A 20460-nucleotide genomic window follows, 5' to 3' on the forward strand; every position below is an offset into this window, starting at 1 on the left:
ATCGGCGACGCCGAACTCAGGTGCAATAGATCGCCTTCTATCTTAACAAGGTAATCAATTTGGTGCAAGAAGCACAAGCCGCGAAGTCAAACACACAAAACCTTGCCGACAAGGTAGCCAAATGGCTCACTTTCGTTGCAATAACCATCGGTATCGCCACGTTTGCCTATTGGTACGGCACGGGTGGAGAGATGGCGTTCGCATTGGAACGGATGGTAACGGTGATGGTTACTGCCTGTCCACACGCACTGGGGGTAGCTATCCCTTTGGTGGTCGCCATTTCCACTACGCTGTCGGCAACCAACGGACTGCTGATACGCAACCGTACCGCTTTTGAAATGACCCGGAAGCTGACGACCGTTATCTTCGATAAGACGGGGACACTGACGGAAGGTTCACATGAAGTGAAAAGGGTAGTAACGCTGGCAGCCTACACCGACGACGAAATCATCCAATATGCCGCAGCAGTGGAGCAGCATTCCGAACACCACATCGCAAAGGGCATGTTGAGGCTCCTAAAAGAGCGGGAACTCCCATTGTGGGAATCCGATAATTTCCAGTACCTCCAGGGTGTTGGCGTAAGGGGTAGCGTAAACAGCAAAGACATCATTGTGGCCGGGCCGAATCATTTCAAAACAAATAATCTGGAAATACCGGTTACGCCGCCGGAGGTCGACCAAGATACCGAAACGATCAATTACGTATTGATTGGAGGCCAGACAGCGGGGATTATTACGCTGGAAGACCGCATCAGAGAAGGGTCCCAGGAAACGATACGCCGGTTGAATGAAATGGCCATCAAATCGTTCCTCCTTACCGGCGATAATGAGAAAATCGCAGCTGCGGTATCCACCAAATTAGGGATGTCTGGTTTCCTGGCCAATGTACTCCCACACAATAAGCAGGAGAAAGTCAGGGGATACCAAGCTAAGGGCGAAGTGGTGGCGATGACAGGTGACGGGGTGAACGATGCCCCGGCATTGGCACAGGCCGATGTGGGCATTGCCGTAGGCTCTGGTACCGACGTAGCGGCAGAAACGGCAGACATCATCTTGGTGGACAGCGACCCACGCGATGTCGTAAAATTAATCGACTTCGGAAAGCGGACCTACCGTAAAATGATCCAGAATCTGGCATGGGCGATAGGTTATAATATCGTGGCCATCCCCCTTGCCGCCGGCATACTCTACCCGCACTTCATACTCAGTCCGGCCATAGGTGCGATTTTGATGAGTGCCAGTACCATGATTGTAGCCTTCAATGCCACGTTACTAAAACTGCCGGAGAAGTAACAGCACGTCGCTTGTCCGGTGCGAAACCCGCAAAATAATTTTGATTTAATCTGCAATTGTTTAAATTAGCCTACCAAGAAAGAGCCGTACAATTTATCATTCACATAAACAAAACAGTAAAATCATGGGAAAATTTGTGATTTCAACGCGCAAGAACGGGGAATTTCAATTCAATCTGAAAGCTGGCAACGGTGAGGTAATCCTAACCAGTGAAGGTTACACCGCCAAGGCATCGTGCCTCAACGGCATCGAGTCGGTAAAGAAAAATGCACCTGACGACAATCGTTACGATCGGAAGGAGGCAAAAAACGGTAAGTTTTTCTTCAACCTGAAAGCCGCCAACGGCCAGGTTATCGGTTCGAGTGAAATGTACGAATCCGCCGCTGGCCGCGACAAAGGTATCGAATCGGTGAAGCGGAACGCACCCGACGCGACCACGGACGACCAATCCGCTTGATTCTTAAGGCGGGTCGGAATGAAATCTTTTCTTCCAATCCGCTTTTTTTCCTAACTTGCACACGCTAATATAATACAGCTATGAGCGAGGCAGGAACAACGGCTATCCGGGTAGAGCAAACGCAGCAGTCGAGGCTGTCGCAGGTCGATTTCAACGATTTAAAATTCGGTAAGATTCTCTCTGACCACATGTTGGTGGCAGACTATGCCGATGGGCAATGGGAAGAGCCAAGTATCGTGCCGTATGGCAACCTGTCGTTAAGCCCGGCCACGTCAGCCATCCATTATGGCCAGTCAATTTTTGAGGGCTTGAAAGCCTATAAATTCGCTGATGGAACCGTTAGCGTTTTCAGGCCCGATCAGAACCTTAATCGGTTCAATAAATCCGCCTCCCGGCTCGAAATGCCAGAGGTACCGGAAGAGCTGTTCATCGGAGGCATCAAAACACTGTTGGATATCGACCGTGCATGGATACCTCAGCTTGAGGGGTCTTCACTCTATATCCGCCCATTTATGTTTGCCACGGAGGCAGCTTTGGGCGTACACCCCTCCGATTCATATAAGTTTATCGTTATCACAGGGCCTGTGGGGGCATATTACAACAAGCCGCTCCGGCTGAAAGTTGAAACCCATTTCACCCGGGCGGCGCAGGGCGGTGTGGGCTTTTCAAAAAATGCAGGAAACTATGCGTTGTCGCTCCACCCGACGCGCCTCGCACAAGAGGAGGGCTTCGACCAATTGATGTGGACGGACGCTATAGAACATAAGTACGTTGAGGAGGCCGGCACAGCCAACCTGCTTTTCCGCGTGGGCGATACAATCATCACCCCTTCGTCAGACACAATACTGCATGGCATTACCCGCCGCACCATCATCGAAATTGCCCGGCATTGGGGGTACCAGGCTGAAGAACGCAAGGTCTCTGTCCAAGAACTGATAGAAGGTATTGAGAATGGTAGCGTAACGGAAGCGTTTGCCGCCGGTACGGCAGCCACGCTTACACCGATATCTGAAATAGGCTACGAAGGCAAGATTTATACATTGCCCGACCCAGAAAAACGGGAGTTTTCAAATAAGGTGTTGCAATACCTCAATGACTTACGCTATGGCCACATCGCGGACGAATTTGGGTGGAACGTCATCGTGGGTTGACGTGTGACGAAACATGGGCAATCATTCCGTCGATATCCGTCGGCGAAAACCAAGCGGTCGACTTGTCTTTGCGGAACCATGTGAGCTGGCGCTTGGCGTACCGCCGTGTATGCTGTTTGATTTTTTCCACCGCCTGCTCCCACGAGTACTTGCCGTCAAGGTAATCGAATAGTTCAGCGTAGCCTACGGTTTGCAGTGGCGGTTTGTCACGATATGGCAATAGCGACTCCACTTCTTTTAATAGCCCTGCGGCTACCATCTCATCTACGCGCGAATTGATGTGCTGATATAGCAACTCCCTATCGGTATCCAACCCCAACGTAAGCACATCGAATGGTCTCATCGTAGTATCGCCGCGCCTGAAATGGGAAAACGGTAATCCCGTACTTTCATAGACTTCGAGCGCACGGATTACCCGCTGTGGGTTTTGGCGGTCCATTTCTTCAAAATATACCGGGTCTGCCTGTTGCAGCAGGGCTTGGAGATGGCCAAGACCCTGTTGCTGGTACAGCTCATTCAGCCGGTCCCGCACGCCGGCCAGCGGCTTCGGCAAATCATCCAATCCCTGGCAAACGGCACGGACGAACAGTCCGGAGCCACCTACGAGAATAGCAATATCATGATGCAGGAATAGCTTGGCCAACAATGCTAACGCATCGCGTTCAAAGTCGCCCGCCGAATAGTCGTCGGTAATGTGATGGGAATTGATGAAATAATGCGGTACCCCTGCCAGCTCCGCTTCGCTGGGCTTGGCCGTACCGATAGTCATTTCGCGATAAAACTGGCGGGAATCAGCGGACAGGATAACGGTTTGGAAGTGTCTCGCTAGCTGGATTGCTGCCGCTGTTTTCCCCACGGCAGTGGGCCCTACTACACATACCAGTGTTTTTACAGGAGCCATCAATAATCTTCTCCATACCCCTCGTTACCCTCCTCTTTCTCGTCCCCCGGTTGGTCTTCATCCAGCATATCCAAGTCTTCCTCCTCGTTGATGCCGTATTCGGTCTCCGCCAAGAAATCATATTCCTCCTCGTCCTTCTTGTCGGATGTTTCGGTAGGCACCACCTTCAGCCCCGGCACCTTAGGGACCTGCCCCGCACTCTTGAATAGCACCGGATAGGTTTGGCCTTCCTCTTCCTTAAGTATCTTGATCAGCTGCACATGGAAATCGACCGGGTGGTCGAAGTTGTATATGTAATAGAATTTCTGGTGCGGGTCGTCAATAAACCGGCTCAACCTCGATTCCTCCATCAATGCTACGCCCTGCTCGGCTTTTGATTTGGTAGGTAGGTAGGCGATTTCCTTCCCCTTCTTCCAGCGATCGTTGCTCACATAAAACGACGACGGCATCTCAGCATCGTAACCCGTGGCCGCATGCAACGCAAGGTGCAGGTCCAAAAAAGTCTGCTTGGGCAGTATATCGATTTCGCGAATCACGTCATCATAATCTTCGAATGAAATCCTAAAACGATAGATAGCCATAACACTTCCCTCTAGTCTGTTTTTTTACGTAAACTTATACAAACTTATGCAAATTCCTTTTATACACAATACGCTTTATGCACAACACGCCCCCAACTTATAAAGCGGAATTATCCGTTAACTCCAATCCGAGTTCCTTCCCCCTATCTATCATGAATTGATAGGCATCATCCCGATTATTGGGTATGTCGCCTTCCAATATCGCTTCACGGATTGCATTTTTTATGATACCGACCATCTTCCCCGGCTTCAGCCCAAATGTTTCCATGATATCCTGGCCTGTGATTGGAGGTTGCCAATTCCGGATCTGATCCCGTTCTTCCACATCTTTAAGCTTCTGCTTTACGAGATCGAAGTTTTGGCGGTATTTCTTCTTTTTATACTCATTTTTAGTGGTTACATCCGCATGGCACAACTGCATGAGGCTATCGATATCGTCTCCTGCCTCGAACAGTAACCTCCGGATCGCCGAGTCGGTCACGATATCTTGTGCGAGCACAATGGGGCGGAGGTGGAGGGCCACCATTTTCTGTACAAACCTCATTTTATCGTTGAGTGGCAGCTTGAGTTCGGCAAAGAGGCGAGGTACCATACGTGCCCCCTTGTCTTCATGCCCATGGAAGGTCCATCCGTGGCGTTTATCAAAACGTTTGGTGGCCGGCTTTGCAATATCGTGCATAATCGCTGCCCATCGAAGCCAAAGGTCGCCGCCAGCTTCGGCGACGTTGTCCAACACCTCAAGTGTGTGGTAGAAATTATCTTTATGCCCTTTCCCGTTGATGACCTCCACACCTTGCAGGTTGGCCATGGCAGAGAAAATCAGATGCAATAGCCCCACATCGAACAGGTATTTGAACCCCACCGATGGCTTAGGAGCGCATACAATCTTGTTCAGCTCATCGATGATACGCTCGCGCGACACGATTTTTATCCGCTCTTTATTGGTTACTATCGCTTGGACGGCCAATACATCGATTTTAAAGTTCAATTGCGCCGCGAAACGGATGGCCCGCATCATCCGCAACGGGTCGTCCGAGAAGGTCTCATTGGGATTCAGCGGTGTCCGGATAATGCGGTGCCGGATATCCATACGACCATCGAACGGATCGAGTAGTCTGCCGAAATCGACTTTATTAAGCGACAATGCCATGGCATTGATGGTAAAATCACGCCGGTTCTGGTCGTCAGCCAATGTTCCATCTTCCACGATCGGCTTCCGGGAATCTGCCCGATAGGACTCTTTCCGGGCTCCTACAAACTCGAGCTGTATTTCCCCGTAATGAATCGAGGCCGTCCCGAAGTTCTTATAGACTGCCACTTTTACGCCCAACTTGCCGCCCACCCGCTTTGCAAACTCCACACCACTGCCTACCACTACGATGTCTACATCATTTTTGAAATCACGCCCCATAATCCTATCCCTCACATAGCCCCCTACCACGAAACACTCCACATTGGATTCGTCGGCGGTATCACGCAGAAGTGGGAATATGGGATGGTCCAGATAGTCATTCATGATTGTCTCGGGCATCGGCAATTCGTATTAAGACGGCAAAAATACACATTCGGCGGGTAATACGATGACCCCACGGAGGGATTAATCCCGATCGCGAGACAAACGTCTGGAGACCAACGGATTCGATGTCAGCACATCCTGTTCTCGCCTACGGTCCACAATATGGCTAGCCGCAAATAGCGCCTCACGGAATGAAATTTCCGACGCCATATTCTTCCCCGCGATGTCATATCCCGTACCATGATCGGGCGATGTGCGCACCACGGGTAAACCCGCTGTGAAATTGACACCCCGGCGTGCAGCGATATGCTTAAACGGAATCAACCCCTGGTCGTGGTACATGGCCAGCACAGCATCAAATTTCATGTACGCTTCGGCGGCAAAAAAACCGTCGGCCGGATAAGGTCCGAAACAAAAAACACCTTTTGATTTCGCCTCCGCAATAGCCGGTGCAATGATCTCGGCGTCTTCCGTCCCTATCAATCCATTGTCGCCGGCATGGGGATTCAAACCCAATACGGCAATCTTTGGCTTTCTAACCCAAAAGTCGCGCCTAAGGCTCGCATCCATCAGCACCAGTTTCGATACAATCGCGTCGCTTGAAATATTCGGTGCAATATCCTTCACCGGAATATGACCGGTAACGACCCCCACACGCAGCTCCTCACTGATCATGAACATCAGCGCATCGCGGCTTTCTGTCCGCGCCTGCAGGTATTCCGTATGGCCGGGAAAATCAAATCCTTCTTGCTGGATATTATGCTTATTTATCGGCGCGGTCACCAACGCATCGATGTTTCCCCTTACCAAATCATCCACCGCATGTTTCAATGAAAGGAACGCATATTTACCCCCTATCTCATTTTCCTCTCCCAATGTGATCTTCACATCGTCCTGCCAGCAATTGATCATATTGGCACGCTTGGCGTGAGCTTGAGTCGCGTCGTTGACAACGTTGAAACTGAAATCGTTAATACCCAAAGCCTTACGATGAAACGACGCCACTTTGGTATTTCCATAAACAATCGGCGTAAAATACTCCAACACCCTGCTATCGAGCAAAGTCTTAATGATTACTTCAAGCCCGATACCGTTCACGTCGCCTATTGATATCCCTATTTTCAGTTTTTCGCTCATAGTCACTGTGTCCTTTGGCTACCAAAAGTAGGAATTTTAGTGGATGCTGCCCGCTTAAAGTTACAAAAAAAGGTTACTTTTGCTCGGCTTACAGCAAATCCAGACATTGATGACTAGCGTCCGCGCAAAAAAACACCTAGGGCAACATTTCCTGACGGATAAGCATACCGCAGCCAAGATTGTCGCATCTTTACGGCCACAACTCGGTTACGATACCGTATTGGAAGTAGGGCCGGGAATGGGGATCCTGTCGGACATCCTGCTCCAGGAAAAGGGTTACCGTACCCTATTGATCGATGTAGATGCTGAATCCATTGAATTTCTGCGTAAGCGGTACCCGGAATCAGGTAATCGGCTCATACAAGGTGATTTTCTGACCATGGATTTCGACGCGCACATCTCCGGAAAGCTAGCCGTGATCGGCAATTTCCCTTACAATATCTCGTCGCAGATCCTTTTCAAGGTATTGGAGGAGCGCCATCGTGTGTTGGAGGTGGTGGGCATGTTCCAGAAAGAGGTGGCCGAGCGCTGTGCAGCCCATCCAGGAGGTAAAGCATACGGTATCCTCAGTGTCCTCGTACAGGCGTATTACGACGTTGAATACCTCTTTACGGTCAAGGCCGGGGCATTCGCTCCGCCCCCGAAGGTATTGTCGGGCGTCATCCGTCTTACCCGGAAGCCGGAAGTGACACTGGACTGCGACGAAAAGCTATTTTGGCGCATCGTGAAAGCAGCTTTCAATCAACGGCGTAAAACCCTGCGGAATGCGCTTTCCGGCGTGGTCCAAAAAGAAAACATGGGCGATAATCCGCTCTTCGACTTACGCGCCGAACGGCTCACCGTTACCGACTTCATTACGTTAACCAACTACATTGCCCCACGAATATGACTAAAATTTCCACCCGATTGCTTATCGTCGACGACCTCCACCAGGTTTTTACCGAAAAGCTGGAGGTAAACAACATCGCGTTCGACTACCTGCCCACTATCGGCAGAGACGAAGCATTGCGTATCATCCCGCAATATACCGGCCTCGTAATCCGTTCAAAGTTCAAAGTTGATTCGGCATTCTTGGATGCGGCACCGCACCTTAACGTCATCGCCCGCGGCGGTGCGGGGATGGATAACATCGACGAGACGTATGCGCAACAAAAAGGCATCACCCTCCTCAACGCCCCCGAAGGGAACCGCGATGCCGTGGGAGAACACATGGTGGGCATGCTGCTGTCGCTGATGAACAACCTCCACCGTGGCAATGCCGAAATAAAAGAAGGCCTCTGGCAACGGGAAGCAAACCGCGGCCTTGAATTGGGCGGCCGCACAGTGGCCCTTATCGGCTACGGCAATAATGGAGGTGCCATGGCGCGTAAACTTTCCGGGTTCGGAGTCAAGGTGATCGCTTACGACAAGTACAAAACCGGGTTTAGCGACGCCTATGCTACTGAGGCAAGCATGGAAGAAATCGTGGAGAAAGCCGATGTGCTGAGCCTCCATATTCCGCTCACCTCGGTATCGCGCGGTATGGTTGATGAGGCATACCTCGCCCGCTTCCGCAAACCGATTTTCTTCTTGAATGGTGCCCGGGGCGAGATCGTGCACGTCCCCGCCATATTGAAGGCCCTCGACGAAGGCCGGGTGTTGGGAGCGGCATTTGATGTACTTCCTGTTGAGAAATTCCCGGCACTGGCCGAGCAACCCTGGTACGGACCGTTGATGGCACACAACAGGGTGATATGCAGCCCGCATGTGGCCGGATGGAGTGTGGAGAGTTACTTTAAACTTGCCGATGTCTTGGCTACCAAGGTCATTGATCATCTCCGCAATCACTAATCATTACAGCTCGCCGATTTTATATTGATGACCTTTACTTCGCAATACGATTAACCTTAAAAGATATTATGAGACCATCATGATTTATTCAACATACAAGGAGATTAATAAACGACTTCAGCCATCTTGAATGCCATCGAAATCAAACACAAATGAAAAATCTGATAGCTTCATCACCGTTAAAATTATATACAGATGAAAAAAATTAAATTACTGCTTTTAGTGTCTTTCATTGCTGCGGCTTCGTGTAAAAAAGACAAATCATCTCCTTTTGTCGGGTCTTGGGCCGGTGACTATTCCGGAAGTGACCAAGGGTCGTGGCAGATACAGGTTTCTGACAATGGCATCATGACAGGCTCGGGTAATTCGACACGTACCGGACAGGGGTTTACACTAACGGGCAACGTAAGTGATAATGGCGCATTTAAGGCAACCTCCGGAGTTGCTGGTACGGGAAGTGAGTTTACAGGAACGTTAACAAAAAATGGTAAAGCCAGCGGCACCTGGAAAAATACAGCCTTTACACCGCCACTGGAAGGGTCTTGGCAGGGCGACCGGAAATAGACCGGTGGACTATTCAGACGAACCCCACCAGCAACAATACGACGAACTGCAAGAGCAATGTACCATCCAGTAGCAGAAAATAGTAGTATTCATTCTTCTTGATCGGGGGCACTAAAATAAACAACAAGCATAGCACTGATGCGATGAACAACGCCAAACGGATGTCTAACGGGTAATTACTAAACCATACCCATCCCATCTGAACCGCCAACAATGTACTGGATAACACCAGTGCTTTCCGTTCACCAAATAATACCGGGATGGTTTTCAACCCGTAGTACCGGTCTTGGTAAATATCTCGGATATCAAACGGGATGGTAATGGCAACAACAAACAAGAATACCCAGGCCATCAATTGCCATACTTGGTACCATACAATGTGGAGGTCATCGTGGTACGCTTCCGCTACCGGGAGCAATACGCAGCTCATCACCCAGACCAAGCCAATGTAAAACAATTTCAGGCCTGTAATCTGCCGTAGCCCAGCCCGCCGCTGTCTGCCCGACACGTGCACAATCGGTAGGTTGTAAGCCACCCCCATGACACCCATCACCCCCAGCAACACAAACGACGGCTTGTGGAGGTGCAGGCCGAGTACCCATACCGCGACCAGCGCGATGCCGGTCCAAACCCAAAGCGACCGCTCATGCCTGAATACCCACCGCACACGCCGGAACGGTGACGTCTCAGGGTGCGGTGGCCTGGCCAAGATCATACTGAAATTATATAACGCCAAGGTAGCGCAACCCAAAATGGCTAACACGGTGTAATTTACCGGCAGCGAAAGCAGGTGGTACGTCATAGCTCCCTGCGCCACCGCACAACAGGCGATAAACACATTGCTGAAGAGCAACGTATCTAGAAATTTACGGTTGTAATTCGGCAGCACGCGCAGGAAATTCGCTTTTTTGCAAAAAGTATGTAAATTAGCCCTCCGAAAGACCAAGAAGGCCAATTTATTGTCCGGCAAAATAACATAAAAAAATTAAACTAAATATGGATTTACAAATCAAATCATTTGATGAATATCAACGCGTTTACCAACAAAGCGTAGAAAAACCTGAAGAATTCTGGGCGGGGGTTGCCAATCATTTCTATTGGCGGCGTAAATGGAATAATGTATTAAGCTGGAACTTCAAAGAGCCGGACATCAGGTGGTTTGAAGGAGCCAAACTCAACATCACCGAAAACTGCCTGGACCGGCACATCTATAAACTAGGAGACAAACCTGCGATCATTTGGGAGCCCAACGACCCCAGCGAAGCACACCGTGTGCTCACCTATAAACAACTGCTGGAAAAAGTAGAACAGTTTTCCAATGTGCTAAAAAACAATGGTGTGCGCAAGGGCGACCGGGTATGCATCTACCTGCCAATGGTTCCCGAGCTGGTTATCGCCATGCTGGCGTGTGCCCGTATAGGGGCCATACATTCCGTCGTATTCGGTGGTTTTTCAGCTCAATCGATTGCAGATCGTATCAACGACACCGGTTGTAAACTGGTTATCACGGCAGACGGCGGATTCCGCGGCACGAAAACGATCGAACTGAAATCCATTGTGGACGATGCATTGGTACAGTGTAAATCCATCGAGCGGGTCATCGTCCTGACCCGCACACGGACCCCGGTATCCATGATCAAGGGGCGCGACGTATGGTGGGAAGACGAAATCACGAAAGTGGAAACCCAAGGGAACCCGGCCTGCCCTGCCGAAGAGATGGACTCGGAAGACATGCTGTTTATCCTCTATACTTCAGGCTCCACCGGCAAGCCCAAAGGTGTGGTACATACGTGCGGGGGCTACATGGTTTATACCGGATATACATTTTCCAATGTATTCCAGTACCAACCCGATGAGGTTTATTTCTGCACGGCAGATATCGGTTGGATTACCGGGCACTCATACATCATTTATGGCCCTCTCTCGCAAGGGGCAACCTCACTGATGTTCGAAGGTATTCCCACATGGCCTGACGCCGGCCGCTTTTGGGATGTCGTAGATAAACACCAGGTGAATATCCTTTATACCGCACCTACTGCAATCCGCTCACTGATGGCCGCGGGCGACGAATACGTCGATGGAAAAGACCTCAGCAGTATCCGTAAGCTTGGCAGTGTAGGTGAACCGATCAATGAAGAAGCGTGGAATTGGTATAATGAAAAAATCGGGAAAGGGAAAGCACCCATAGTGGATACTTGGTGGCAGACAGAGAATGGTGGTATCCTCATCTCTCCCATTGCCGGTATCACACCTACCATCCCCAGCTTCGCCATGCTACCGTTACCGGGCGTACAACCCGTCATTGTTGATGAAAACGGGAACGAGCTGAAGGGTAACGACGTAAGTGGGAACCTCTGCATCAAGTTCCCATGGCCGGGTATGATCCGTACCACTTATGGCGATCACGAACGTTGCCGGCAGACCTATTTCTCTGCTTACGAAAACATGTACTTCACGGGTGATGGATGCCTACGCAACGAAGACGGCTACTACCGTATTACCGGGCGCGTGGACGACGTGCTCAATGTGTCGGGTCATCGCATCGGCACCGCAGAGCTGGAAAATGCCATTAACATGCACAGCGACGTGATTGAGTCGGCCATCGTCGGTTACCCACATCCGGTCAAAGGGCAGGGTATCTATGCATACGTTATCGCCTCGGGGCATCATGTTGACGAAAACCTTACCCGCCAAGACATCAACCAAACGGTGAGCCGTATTATTGGGGCCATTGCAAAGCCTGATAAAATCCAATTTGTGAGCGGCCTGCCGAAAACCCGGTCGGGAAAAATCATGCGGCGCATCCTCCGGAAAATCGCAGAGGGCGACACCTCCAATCTGGGCGACATCACCACCCTCTTAGACCCTGGGATAGTGGAAGAAATTAAAGAAGGTGCGGAGAAGTTAAGAGGGTAGTAAGCATAAAAACGAAACCCGGAGGAGCAAGGAGCCGTCCTCCGGGTTTCGTTTTCCAACGGGTTAGTTAATCCAGTGTAAACGAAAATTCATCGTAGTCGGCAGTACGCCAAGCCAAGTGTTGTGTAGCCGGAGACAGGGCAAATAACGGCGAAAATGTCTTGACTTTGACCGTTTTTCCATCGGGCATGAATTCAAGATAACGTAGCCAGCCATCACCACCGTTGCCATGCCAACCGCCACCCAGCGCTTGCGCGTTGAACACCATCTGGTGTACCGCTTTGCCACCGGCATTGGTGTCCGTTCGGAAGCCGATGTGGCCCAATATATCATTCGCCTTACCGATATGGCCACTCATTACCAATTGAATATTCTTCGAGGGCTTCACCAGTTTTTCCCATACAGCGGCACCATAATTCCCATCCGTTATCGGGTAACCCTCTGTTAAGATGTGTTCACTTGCCGAGTTGAGGTACGAGTGGGTAAGCAAAATGACTGTATGCGCGGCATACCGTTCTTGGTTGACGGTATTGAGCGCCCAGCGGAGTACCGTATCACGGGGTGCAAATTCAAGCACCATCACGAGAAACTGCCTGCCATGCGGCGACGTAAATTCGTACGTTGCGTTCGTCAGCGATGGGTAGCCGTCGTTGTCGATACCCACGTCTCGCAGCAGTTTTTGCGATTGCGGATTTTTATCTACCGGAAAATAATGGTTATAGTTTGTTCGGCGATACTCAACGTTTTTCACTCCATAATCATGGTTCCCCGTTGCGGCTACATAGGGAACTTTGCCATCCAACCGCCCGAATGCGCGCGCCACAGCCTCCCACTGCTTCTTGCCCGGTTGGTTAGCTTGCGTGCCATTCGGGTTCAGCCAGTCGTTATGCTCCACCAAATCGCCCGTGCAAAGCACCATCCCGATGTTCAACGGTTCAATTTGCTCACTTATCCAACCCGTCATCAATTCCAAAGCCCCCTGATTGCGTTCAAATTTCACGTAGCTCTGTGGGTCAGGTATCAGTACCAATGACCAGGAGTCGGGATTACTCAACTTCGGCGGCTCGTACTGCACCTCCTGTGCGTGGACGCCGATTGTCATAAAACCTACAAAACAGGTCAATAGAAAAAAGGATAAGCGATTTCTCTTCATTTCAGTGTTTTAAAAATTTACATCAGTAATAGACTTCCCTACAAACATAAAAATTTACGGTAAACATCGCGTCACCGTACCATTATCGATTTGTTATTGCTGCTGGTGGGGTGCCGGGCAAACGGCGAGTAAGTTCCCTAATTGCGTTGCGGTCCGGATTAAGTTATCTGTAGTACTGGCCAGCGCTTCATTCAACGGCATGGGACAATTGCCAATGGCAAACAACACATCGAAATATGCTGCCAGCTCACTGCTTATCTCAACGGGTATTTTTCCCGCGAGGCCAATCACCGGAAGCCCCAATCGCTTGGCCCGGCTTGCCACGCCATAAGGGCCTTTCCCCTGCAGTGTTTGGTCATCTATGCTACCTTCGCCCGTAATAACGATGTGGCTTTTTGACAACGATTCATCAAACCGGGTCAGGTCAAGGAAATAAGCAATTCCGTCGACTAATTCGGCCCCGGCCAGCCCCGCGAGTCCTGCACTCGCTCCACCCGCCACGCCCCCCGACCGGCAGGAAGAGACATCCACGCCGGTTGTCGCCCGGACTACTTCCGCATAATGTATCAAAACACCAGCCAGTTGCTCCACCTGGTCAGGAGAAGCGCCTTTCTGTGGCCCGAACACGTGCGCTGCCCCGGTTTCTCCGATTAGTGGATTTTCAACATCGCAGAGCACGGTCAACTCAACTTCCTGCAGCCGTCTATCCAATCCCGATAAGTCAATCGAACGCAGCGCAGCCAGTCCAACCGGCAACGCTGTTATCTCGTTTCCTTCCCCGTCTAAAAAGCGGGCACCAAGTGCGCGTAGCATTCCGCTGCCCCCATCAACCGTGGCCGATCCACCCATACCGACAACGACCTTCCGCACACCCTTATCCAATGCCGCTTTGATCAGTTGGCCTGTTCCGTAAGAGTTGGCTTGCAACGGGTCCAGTTCGTTTGGGGTGAGTAAATGCAACCCTGACGCATCGGCCATCTCGATGACGGCTATCTGCCCATCTGCAACCAGACCGAACACTGCTGTTATGCTCCGTCCCAGCGGGTCCACCACGGGCACAACCACCCGTTCCCCCTGCATACGTTCGATAATGAGGTCGCATGTGCCGTTGCCTCCGTCACCTATCGGGAAACACTCGGTGGTACAAGTCAGTTGGCTCGCCACCAACCCACGCTCAATGGCCACAGCTGCTGCAGCCGCGTCGACCGCATGTTTGAAAGCATTCGGTGCTATGAGGATATGCATGTTTACGGATTAACCACATTTATCGGGTTGCCTGCAAGGTAGGCCCCCAGGTTCTCATCAACGGTACCCATCAAACGGCTCCGTGCCTCATGTGTTGCCCATGCGATATGTGGCGTCACCAAGCAGTTTTTTGCACTGAAAAGCGGGCTACCGGCAGGAGGCGGCTCCACCGCCAGCACATCCACACCTGCCCCGGCTAATTTATCCGTGTTCAGCGCAGCAGCAAGATCGCTTTCATCCACCAGCGGCCCACGCGACGTATTGAGTAGGAATGCCGTGGCCTTCATCTTCGCCAAGGTGTTGGTATTTATCAATCCCTGTGTCTGAGGCGTCAGCGGGCAGTGCAGGCTTACCACATCCGACTGTTCCAGCAACTCGTCCAATCCGGCCCACCGGAAATTACTGCGGTGCGATTGGTCGGTTTCCGTCCGGCTGTGGCCGATGATCTGCATACCAAATGCTGTAGCGATATCGGCTACCTGCTTGCCGATGTCGCCCAAACCCACAATACCTATGGTCTTTCCCGCAAGCTCAATCAACGGATAGTCCCAAAAACTGAAATCAGGCGACCGCGACCATTTGCCGTCCGCCACACTGTCGCTGTGCCGCTGCACGTGGTGGCAAAGCTCCAGCAATAGAGCGAACGTCAGCTGCGCCACGGATTGTGTACTATACCCCGGCACATTGGTAACCACTATACCCCGCTGCTTGGCGTAGGCAATATCGATGATGTTATATCCAGTAGCCAGTACGCCGATATATTTTAGGTCGGGCAACTGCTCCATTACTTCGGCACCCAACGGCACCTTGTTGGTGAGTACCACTGCGGCTCCCGCAGCCCGCTCGGCAATTTCCGCCACTGCCGTCCGTTCATATATCGCTACGTCGCCATATTTCTGCAAGTATTCCCAGCTGAGGTCGCCCGGGTTCAGCGGGTACCCATCCAATACTGTTATTTTCATTGTTTAGTCGTAATTAATGATCTATTGTCAGTGAATATCCAATATTACAAAGAACCTCGCAATAAATCCCATTATTTTAACTTTAATGCAATTTTGTAGGCCAAATTTATATATTTTAGTGCCCTTTGAGGATTAAATGAACTTCGTCGATGTTGTTAGCTGTACTTGCCGGCCTTATTGTTTCCATCTTATACATCCCGCTCGGGAAGTACCTCAGGGGTAGGCTAGCCGTATTGGCGGCGCTATTGCCGATTGGTTTATTTGCTTATTTTGCGAGTTTTATACCCACTATCCAAGCGGGGCAGCACGTCCATTTCCACCATCCATGGGTTCCATCATTAGGCATCAATCTGGATTTCCACTTGGATGGCCTTTCCCTTTTGTTCAGCTTGCTGATCACGGGTATCGGGTCACTGGTATTCCTTTATACCGCATCGTATCTTAAAGGCCACCGGTACCTCGATAAGTTCTACGGGTACCTCTGCCTCTTCATGGCTTCCATGCTGGGTGTGGTATTGTCCGACAATGTGTTGCTCCTCTTCATCTTTTGGGAGCTCACCAGCATCAGTTCGTTCTTTCTTATCGGATTTAACAACGACGACGCTGCTTCCCGCAAGAGCTCCATTATCGCCTTATGCATCACCATGGGTGGTGGGTTCTTCCTGATGGTGGGATTGATCCTCATGGGCCACCTGTCTGGCAATTACTCCATACAGGAAATGATGAGTACCAATGAATACCTAAAGAGCCACGCCCTTTATGGGTTAATATTACTATTGGTTTTCATTGGCGCTTTTACCAAGTCGGCCCAGTTCCCTTTCCATTTCTGGTTGCCGGGGGCTATGAGAGCTCCCACTCCGGTGTCGGCATACCTGCATTCGGCCACCATGGTCAAGGCGGGTATTTACCTACTGGCAAGGCTGCAACCGGTATTGGGTGGTACCGATTATTGGATGTATCCGCTTATTGTCGTTGGTGGTATTACCATGGTTTATAGCGCTTTCCATTCCATTTTCCGGACAGATCTCAAATCCATCCTCGCCTATTCGACCATCGCTGCCTTAGGGATGCTGGTCTTCCTGATCGGTATAGGCACCGCCGAGTCGTTACTGGCGGCTTCGGTATTCATCTTGGTGCATGCCCTGTACAAAGCATCTCTCTTTTTAACTGCGGGCGTCATCGACCATGAAACCGGCACGCGAGACATCACGCAACTATCGGGCCTGCGCAAGGTATTGATGCCTGTCTCCATCGCCGGCATACTCGCCGCCCTATCGAGTGCGGGCCTACCATTCACTTTCGGCTTCATCGGCAAAGACCTCATATACGAGGCAACCCTGCATACTGCCGGAATCCTGACGGCGATACTTACCGGGTTGGCCGTTTTGACCAACATCTTGCTCCTTTGCGCGGGTTTCTTAGCCGGGATCAGGCCGTTCACCGGCAAGCTGCCCGACCGCTTCCACGGCATACACCTCCCCCACGGCCTCTTGTGGGGAGCCCCCCTACTATTGGCTGTATTGGGTGTTGTCTTTGGTTGTGCCCCTTTCCTCGTCGATGGCATCCTATTTAATCCGGCCGCGGAGGCCATGTATCAATCGGCAATCGATTCGCCCTTGAAAATATGGCATGGTTTCAACCTGGTATTGCTGTTGAGCGGGATTACCCTCGTAGTTGGCACCTTGCTATATGTAGTCCGTAAACCTTCCGCCGCAAGCCTGGCTGCAATAGAGCGTTACAACTACCTATCACCCAAACACATTATCGGTCAGCTGGCCCGGTATGCACGTAAAATATCCATCTATTATACTGGCACGTTGCACAATGGTTACTTACGGGTGTATCTGCTACGGATTATTATCACCACCGTATTATTGTTTGCCATCCGGCTTTTCATGGGTGGGCCGATACGCCTCTCCATCGACCATCTTTCGCCCATCAGTATTTATGAAGTGGTGGTGGCCGCTATCCTCATCGCTGCTGTTTACATCACGGTAACAGCATCTTCGCGTCTCACCGTCGTGGTCGCAACGAGCGTTCTCGGCTACTGTGTGTGTCTGTTATTTGTCTTTTACAGCGCACCGGATTTGGCCATGACCCAATTCAGCATCGACACCCTTACGGTGGTGCTGTTTGTGCTCGTACTTTTCCGCCTACCCCCGTTTCTCAATTTCGCCAATCGGCGGACAAGGATACGCGACGGTGTGGTGGCTTCCGCTTTCGGACTGATGATTGCGCTCGTTGCCATACAGGTTTTAAACCAACCCATCGACACCGAGGTGAGCCAATTCTATGGCGACAACGCATATACCCTTGCCAAGGGAAGGAACGTCGTAAATGTGATCCTGGTCGATTTCAGGGGCCTCGACACCATGTTTGAAATCGTGGTACTGAGCATTGCCGCAATCGGGGTGGTTAGTTTATTAAAATTAAGGTTAAAAGCGTCAGAGAAAGAATGATATGAAAAGTGCCATCCTGAAGACCGCATCGAGCTATCTGCTGCCTATTTTGCTGCTTTTTTCGATTTTTATTTTACTGCGCGGGCATTACCACCCGGGAGGTGGCTTTGTGGGCGGCCTCATCGCAGCCATTGCTTTCGTACTCCACAGTTTCACCCATGGCAGCGAAGCTACGCTCAAACTGCTCCACACCCATCCCAGCAGCTTCATCCCGATAGGCCTTGGTGTGGCAGCGCTCAGTATGTTTGTGCCTATGCTCGGTGGGCAACCCGTTATGACCAGCCTATGGTTTAACGAACCCTTCCCCGTAATCGGCCTGATAGGCTCGGCACTCTTTTTCGATTTGGGCGTATACCTGGTGGTCATCGGTGCGGTGCTCACCATATTGTTTACCATTGCCCAATATAGCGAGTAATCCATGGAACTGGTACTAATCATATTAATAGCTGTCTTGTATGCCGGGGGTGTTTTTCTGCTGCTCCGGCGAAGTATGGTAAAACTGCTCATCGGCATCACCCTTTTAGGCAACGGTGCCAACCTATTGATTTTCCTACTTGGCGGCATCACCAAAGGCAAGCCACCGGTAATCGATAGTGCTGCCAAATTATTTACCGATATCTATGCCGACCCCATCCCGCAAGCGCTGATATTAACGGCTATTGTGATCAGTTTCGGCATCCAATCTTTTGCAATCGTTTTGCTGAAACGGGTTTATGTATTGGTCAACTCAGACGATCTCGACGATTTGAACACTCCGGAAGAAGAAGATATATGATTGACAACACAATTGTTTTTCCCGTTATTGTCCACCTGTTTACGGCCATCCTATTACTTTTCTTTTGGCGTAAAACACTAGCCCACCGTATTATCAGCATCACGGGTAGCACCATTGGCATTGCAATTGCCATTAACCTGTTCGCAAAGGTGTGGGGCGGTGATATACTCACCATGGAAGCTGCCGGCTGGAAGTCGCCCTTCGGCATCACTTTCGTGGCCGATGTCTTCAGTAGCACCATGGTGTTGCTCACCTCGTTTTCGGGACTCGCCGTATCTGTCTTCTCTGCTATCGGCATTGCCCGTGGCCGTATTATATACGGCTATTTCCCGATGTTGCACTTCCTGCTGATGGGACTGAACGGTGCTTTCCTTACGGGCGATATTTTCAACCTGTATGTATACTTCGAGGTAATCATCATCGCATCGTTCGTGCTAATAACCCTTGGTGGCAGGAAGGCCCAGATTGAAGGTTCGGTAAAATATATGGCCATGAATATCCTGGCTTCTACGTTCTTCCTCACCGGTATCGGTATCCTCTATGGTATCACGGGCTCGCTCAACATGGCCGACCTCTCACTCAAGGTAGCCGCATTGGAAAACCGGACATTGGTAGACCTCACTGCGATTTTTTTCATCATCGGATTCGGTATCAAATCGGCAGTATTCCCACTGTATTTCTGGCTACCGTCGTCTTACCATACACCGCCATCGGCCGTTGCAGCCGTATTTGCTGGCCTGCTCACCAAAGTGGGAATTTACGCATTGTTCAGGATGTTTACGCTGATTTTTGTCCCCGACGAATTTACCCGTACCTTACTCATTGTCATTGCCGTCCTTACCATCCTTACAGGGACTTTCGGTGCTGTCATTAAAAACAATATCCGGCGGATGTTTTCTTACCTCATCGTATGCCACATCGGGTTCATGGTCGGGGGCTTAGGCATGTACTCCGAAGTAGCCCTTACCGGTGCGCTATTTTACCTATTCCACGACATCATGGTCAAAACCAACATATTTTTGATTGCTGGGCTCATCAGAAAGTTACGCGGCACGATGAACATGGACAAGCTCGGTGGCCTGTATGCCGAATACCCGTTGTTGTCGTTTGTTATTGCCATCGTGCTTTTTTCGTTGGTGGGCATCCCGCCGCTCTCGGGGTTCTGGCCTAAAATCTACTTGTTCGAAGCGGGTCTTATGGACAACCAATATGTATTGATAGCCGCCATCATTATCGGTAGCTTTGCAACATTATACGTCATCTCGATGATGTGGGCGAAGGTCTTCTGGAAAGACCAGCCTACGGTGGAGGGTGAGGAAGCGCTAACGGATGACTTCCGACCGCTGAGTAAATTTAAGAAATCGCTTCTAGTGGGGCCAATCGTCTTTTTGGCCGCTATCACGCTTTATATCGGGCTAGCAGCCGAAAATGTCACACAGGTAGCTAAGCATATCGCTGGTGAAATGAAAGACACGACACCCTATATCGAGGCTGTTTTGGGAACTAATGAAACACAGTAAA

At 50.7% G+C, this 20460-nt stretch carries 19 protein-coding genes; 11 read left to right on the top strand and 8 right to left on the bottom strand.

The features are described from left to right. The first annotated feature begins 29 nt into the window (after positions 1–29). From NGM62_RS08680 to NGM62_RS08690, 3 genes are all read left to right on the top strand, one after another. On the top strand, positions 30–1292 hold the full coding sequence (locus NGM62_RS08680) for a heavy metal translocating P-type ATPase (RefSeq protein ID WP_262247294.1): 1263 nt from the start codon (positions 30–32) through the stop codon (positions 1290–1292). A gap of 124 nt (positions 1293–1416) precedes the next feature. After that, a complete protein-coding gene (locus NGM62_RS08685; protein ID WP_262247180.1) occupies positions 1417–1749 on the top strand; it encodes a YegP family protein in 333 nt (110 codons plus the stop codon). An 80-nt stretch (positions 1750–1829) separates the two neighbouring features. Beyond that, positions 1830–2900, top strand: a complete 1071-nt coding sequence (locus tag NGM62_RS08690) for a branched-chain amino acid aminotransferase (RefSeq protein WP_262247182.1) — start codon at positions 1830–1832, stop codon at positions 2898–2900. On the opposite strand, the gene miaA is transcribed toward NGM62_RS08690, so the two are convergent. The 4 genes from miaA to pdxA form a co-directional block, all read right to left on the bottom strand. Continuing rightward, positions 2887–3801 (bottom strand): tRNA (adenosine(37)-N6)-dimethylallyltransferase MiaA, encoded by a 915-nt coding sequence (gene miaA, locus NGM62_RS08695; RefSeq protein WP_262247184.1) that lies wholly within the window; start codon positions 3799–3801, stop codon positions 2887–2889. The genes NGM62_RS08690 and miaA overlap by 14 nt on opposite strands. Further along, positions 3801–4382, bottom strand: coding sequence for a plasmid pRiA4b ORF-3 family protein (locus NGM62_RS08700; protein ID WP_262247186.1), 582 nt, complete (start codon positions 4380–4382; stop codon positions 3801–3803). Before NGM62_RS08700 ends, miaA begins: the two co-directional genes overlap by 1 nt. 97 nt (positions 4383–4479) lie before the next feature. Continuing rightward, positions 4480–5898, bottom strand: coding sequence for a CCA tRNA nucleotidyltransferase (locus NGM62_RS08705; RefSeq protein WP_262247295.1), 1419 nt, complete (start codon positions 5896–5898; stop codon positions 4480–4482). An 81-nt stretch (positions 5899–5979) separates the two neighbouring features. Further along, complete coding sequence (gene pdxA, locus NGM62_RS08710) at positions 5980–7035, bottom strand: 4-hydroxythreonine-4-phosphate dehydrogenase PdxA (protein ID WP_262247189.1); 1056 nt, start codon at positions 7033–7035, stop codon at positions 5980–5982. Between the two features lie 109 nt (positions 7036–7144). On the opposite strand from pdxA, the gene rsmA reads away from it, so the two are divergent. The 3 genes from rsmA to NGM62_RS08725 all read left to right on the top strand — a co-directional run bounded on the left by rsmA (position 7145) and on the right by NGM62_RS08725 (position 9429). Further along, entirely contained in the window at positions 7145–7924 is a 780-nt protein-coding gene (gene rsmA / locus NGM62_RS08715; protein ID WP_262247191.1) for a 16S rRNA (adenine(1518)-N(6)/adenine(1519)-N(6))-dimethyltransferase RsmA, read from the top strand. Then, complete coding sequence (locus NGM62_RS08720) at positions 7921–8865, top strand: NAD(P)-dependent oxidoreductase (protein ID WP_262247193.1); 945 nt, start codon at positions 7921–7923, stop codon at positions 8863–8865. The genes rsmA and NGM62_RS08720 overlap by 4 nt, the downstream gene beginning before the upstream one ends. A 195-nt stretch (positions 8866–9060) precedes the next feature. Next, positions 9061–9429 (top strand): hypothetical protein, encoded by a 369-nt coding sequence (locus NGM62_RS08725; RefSeq protein WP_262247194.1) that lies wholly within the window; start codon positions 9061–9063, stop codon positions 9427–9429. Between the two features lie 13 nt (positions 9430–9442). Here the strand turns inward: NGM62_RS08725 and NGM62_RS08730 are convergent, their stop codons facing one another. After that, positions 9443–10318: a UbiA family prenyltransferase gene (locus tag NGM62_RS08730; RefSeq protein ID WP_262247196.1), complete on the bottom strand. Its 876-nt coding sequence runs from the start codon at positions 10316–10318 to the stop codon at positions 9443–9445. A gap of 107 nt (positions 10319–10425) precedes the next feature. On the opposite strand from NGM62_RS08730, the gene acs reads away from it, so the two are divergent. Beyond that, the gene (gene acs / locus NGM62_RS08735) at positions 10426–12345 is read left to right on the top strand and encodes an acetate--CoA ligase (protein ID WP_262247197.1); all 1920 of its coding nucleotides are present in this window, start codon (positions 10426–10428) and stop codon (positions 12343–12345) included. A 67-nt stretch (positions 12346–12412) separates the two neighbouring features. On the opposite strand, the gene NGM62_RS08740 is transcribed toward acs, so the two are convergent. The 3 genes from NGM62_RS08740 to NGM62_RS08750 form a co-directional block, all read right to left on the bottom strand. Beyond that, the gene (locus NGM62_RS08740) at positions 12413–13498 is read right to left on the bottom strand and encodes a metallophosphoesterase (RefSeq protein ID WP_262247198.1); all 1086 of its coding nucleotides are present in this window, start codon (positions 13496–13498) and stop codon (positions 12413–12415) included. Between the two features lie 93 nt (positions 13499–13591). After that, positions 13592–14743: a glycerate kinase gene (locus NGM62_RS08745; protein ID WP_262247199.1), complete on the bottom strand. Its 1152-nt coding sequence runs from the start codon at positions 14741–14743 to the stop codon at positions 13592–13594. Between the two features lie 2 nt (positions 14744–14745). Further along, on the bottom strand, positions 14746–15705 hold the full coding sequence (locus NGM62_RS08750; protein WP_262247201.1) for a D-2-hydroxyacid dehydrogenase: 960 nt from the start codon (positions 15703–15705) through the stop codon (positions 14746–14748). A 149-nt stretch (positions 15706–15854) separates the two neighbouring features. On the opposite strand from NGM62_RS08750, the gene NGM62_RS08755 reads away from it, so the two are divergent. The 4 genes from NGM62_RS08755 to NGM62_RS08770 are packed head-to-tail and all read left to right on the top strand — an operon-like array spanning position 15855 to position 20459. Further along, positions 15855–18164: a putative monovalent cation/H+ antiporter subunit A gene (locus tag NGM62_RS08755; protein WP_262247202.1), complete on the top strand. Its 2310-nt coding sequence runs from the start codon at positions 15855–15857 to the stop codon at positions 18162–18164. A 1-nt stretch (position 18165) separates the two neighbouring features. Next, the gene (locus NGM62_RS08760) at positions 18166–18579 is read left to right on the top strand and encodes a Na+/H+ antiporter subunit B (RefSeq protein WP_262247203.1); all 414 of its coding nucleotides are present in this window, start codon (positions 18166–18168) and stop codon (positions 18577–18579) included. Positions 18580–18582: 3 nt separating this feature from the next. Then, the gene (locus tag NGM62_RS08765) at positions 18583–18939 is read left to right on the top strand and encodes a Na+/H+ antiporter subunit C (protein ID WP_262247205.1); all 357 of its coding nucleotides are present in this window, start codon (positions 18583–18585) and stop codon (positions 18937–18939) included. Then, positions 18936–20459 (top strand): proton-conducting transporter transmembrane domain-containing protein, encoded by a 1524-nt coding sequence (locus NGM62_RS08770; protein WP_262247208.1) that lies wholly within the window; start codon positions 18936–18938, stop codon positions 20457–20459. The genes NGM62_RS08765 and NGM62_RS08770 overlap by 4 nt, the downstream gene beginning before the upstream one ends. The last annotated feature ends 1 nt before the right edge of the window (position 20460 follow it).

It is taken from the genome of Parapedobacter soli, assembly GCF_025460835.1.
Taxonomy (GTDB): Bacteria; Bacteroidota; Bacteroidia; order Sphingobacteriales; family Sphingobacteriaceae; genus Parapedobacter; species Parapedobacter soli.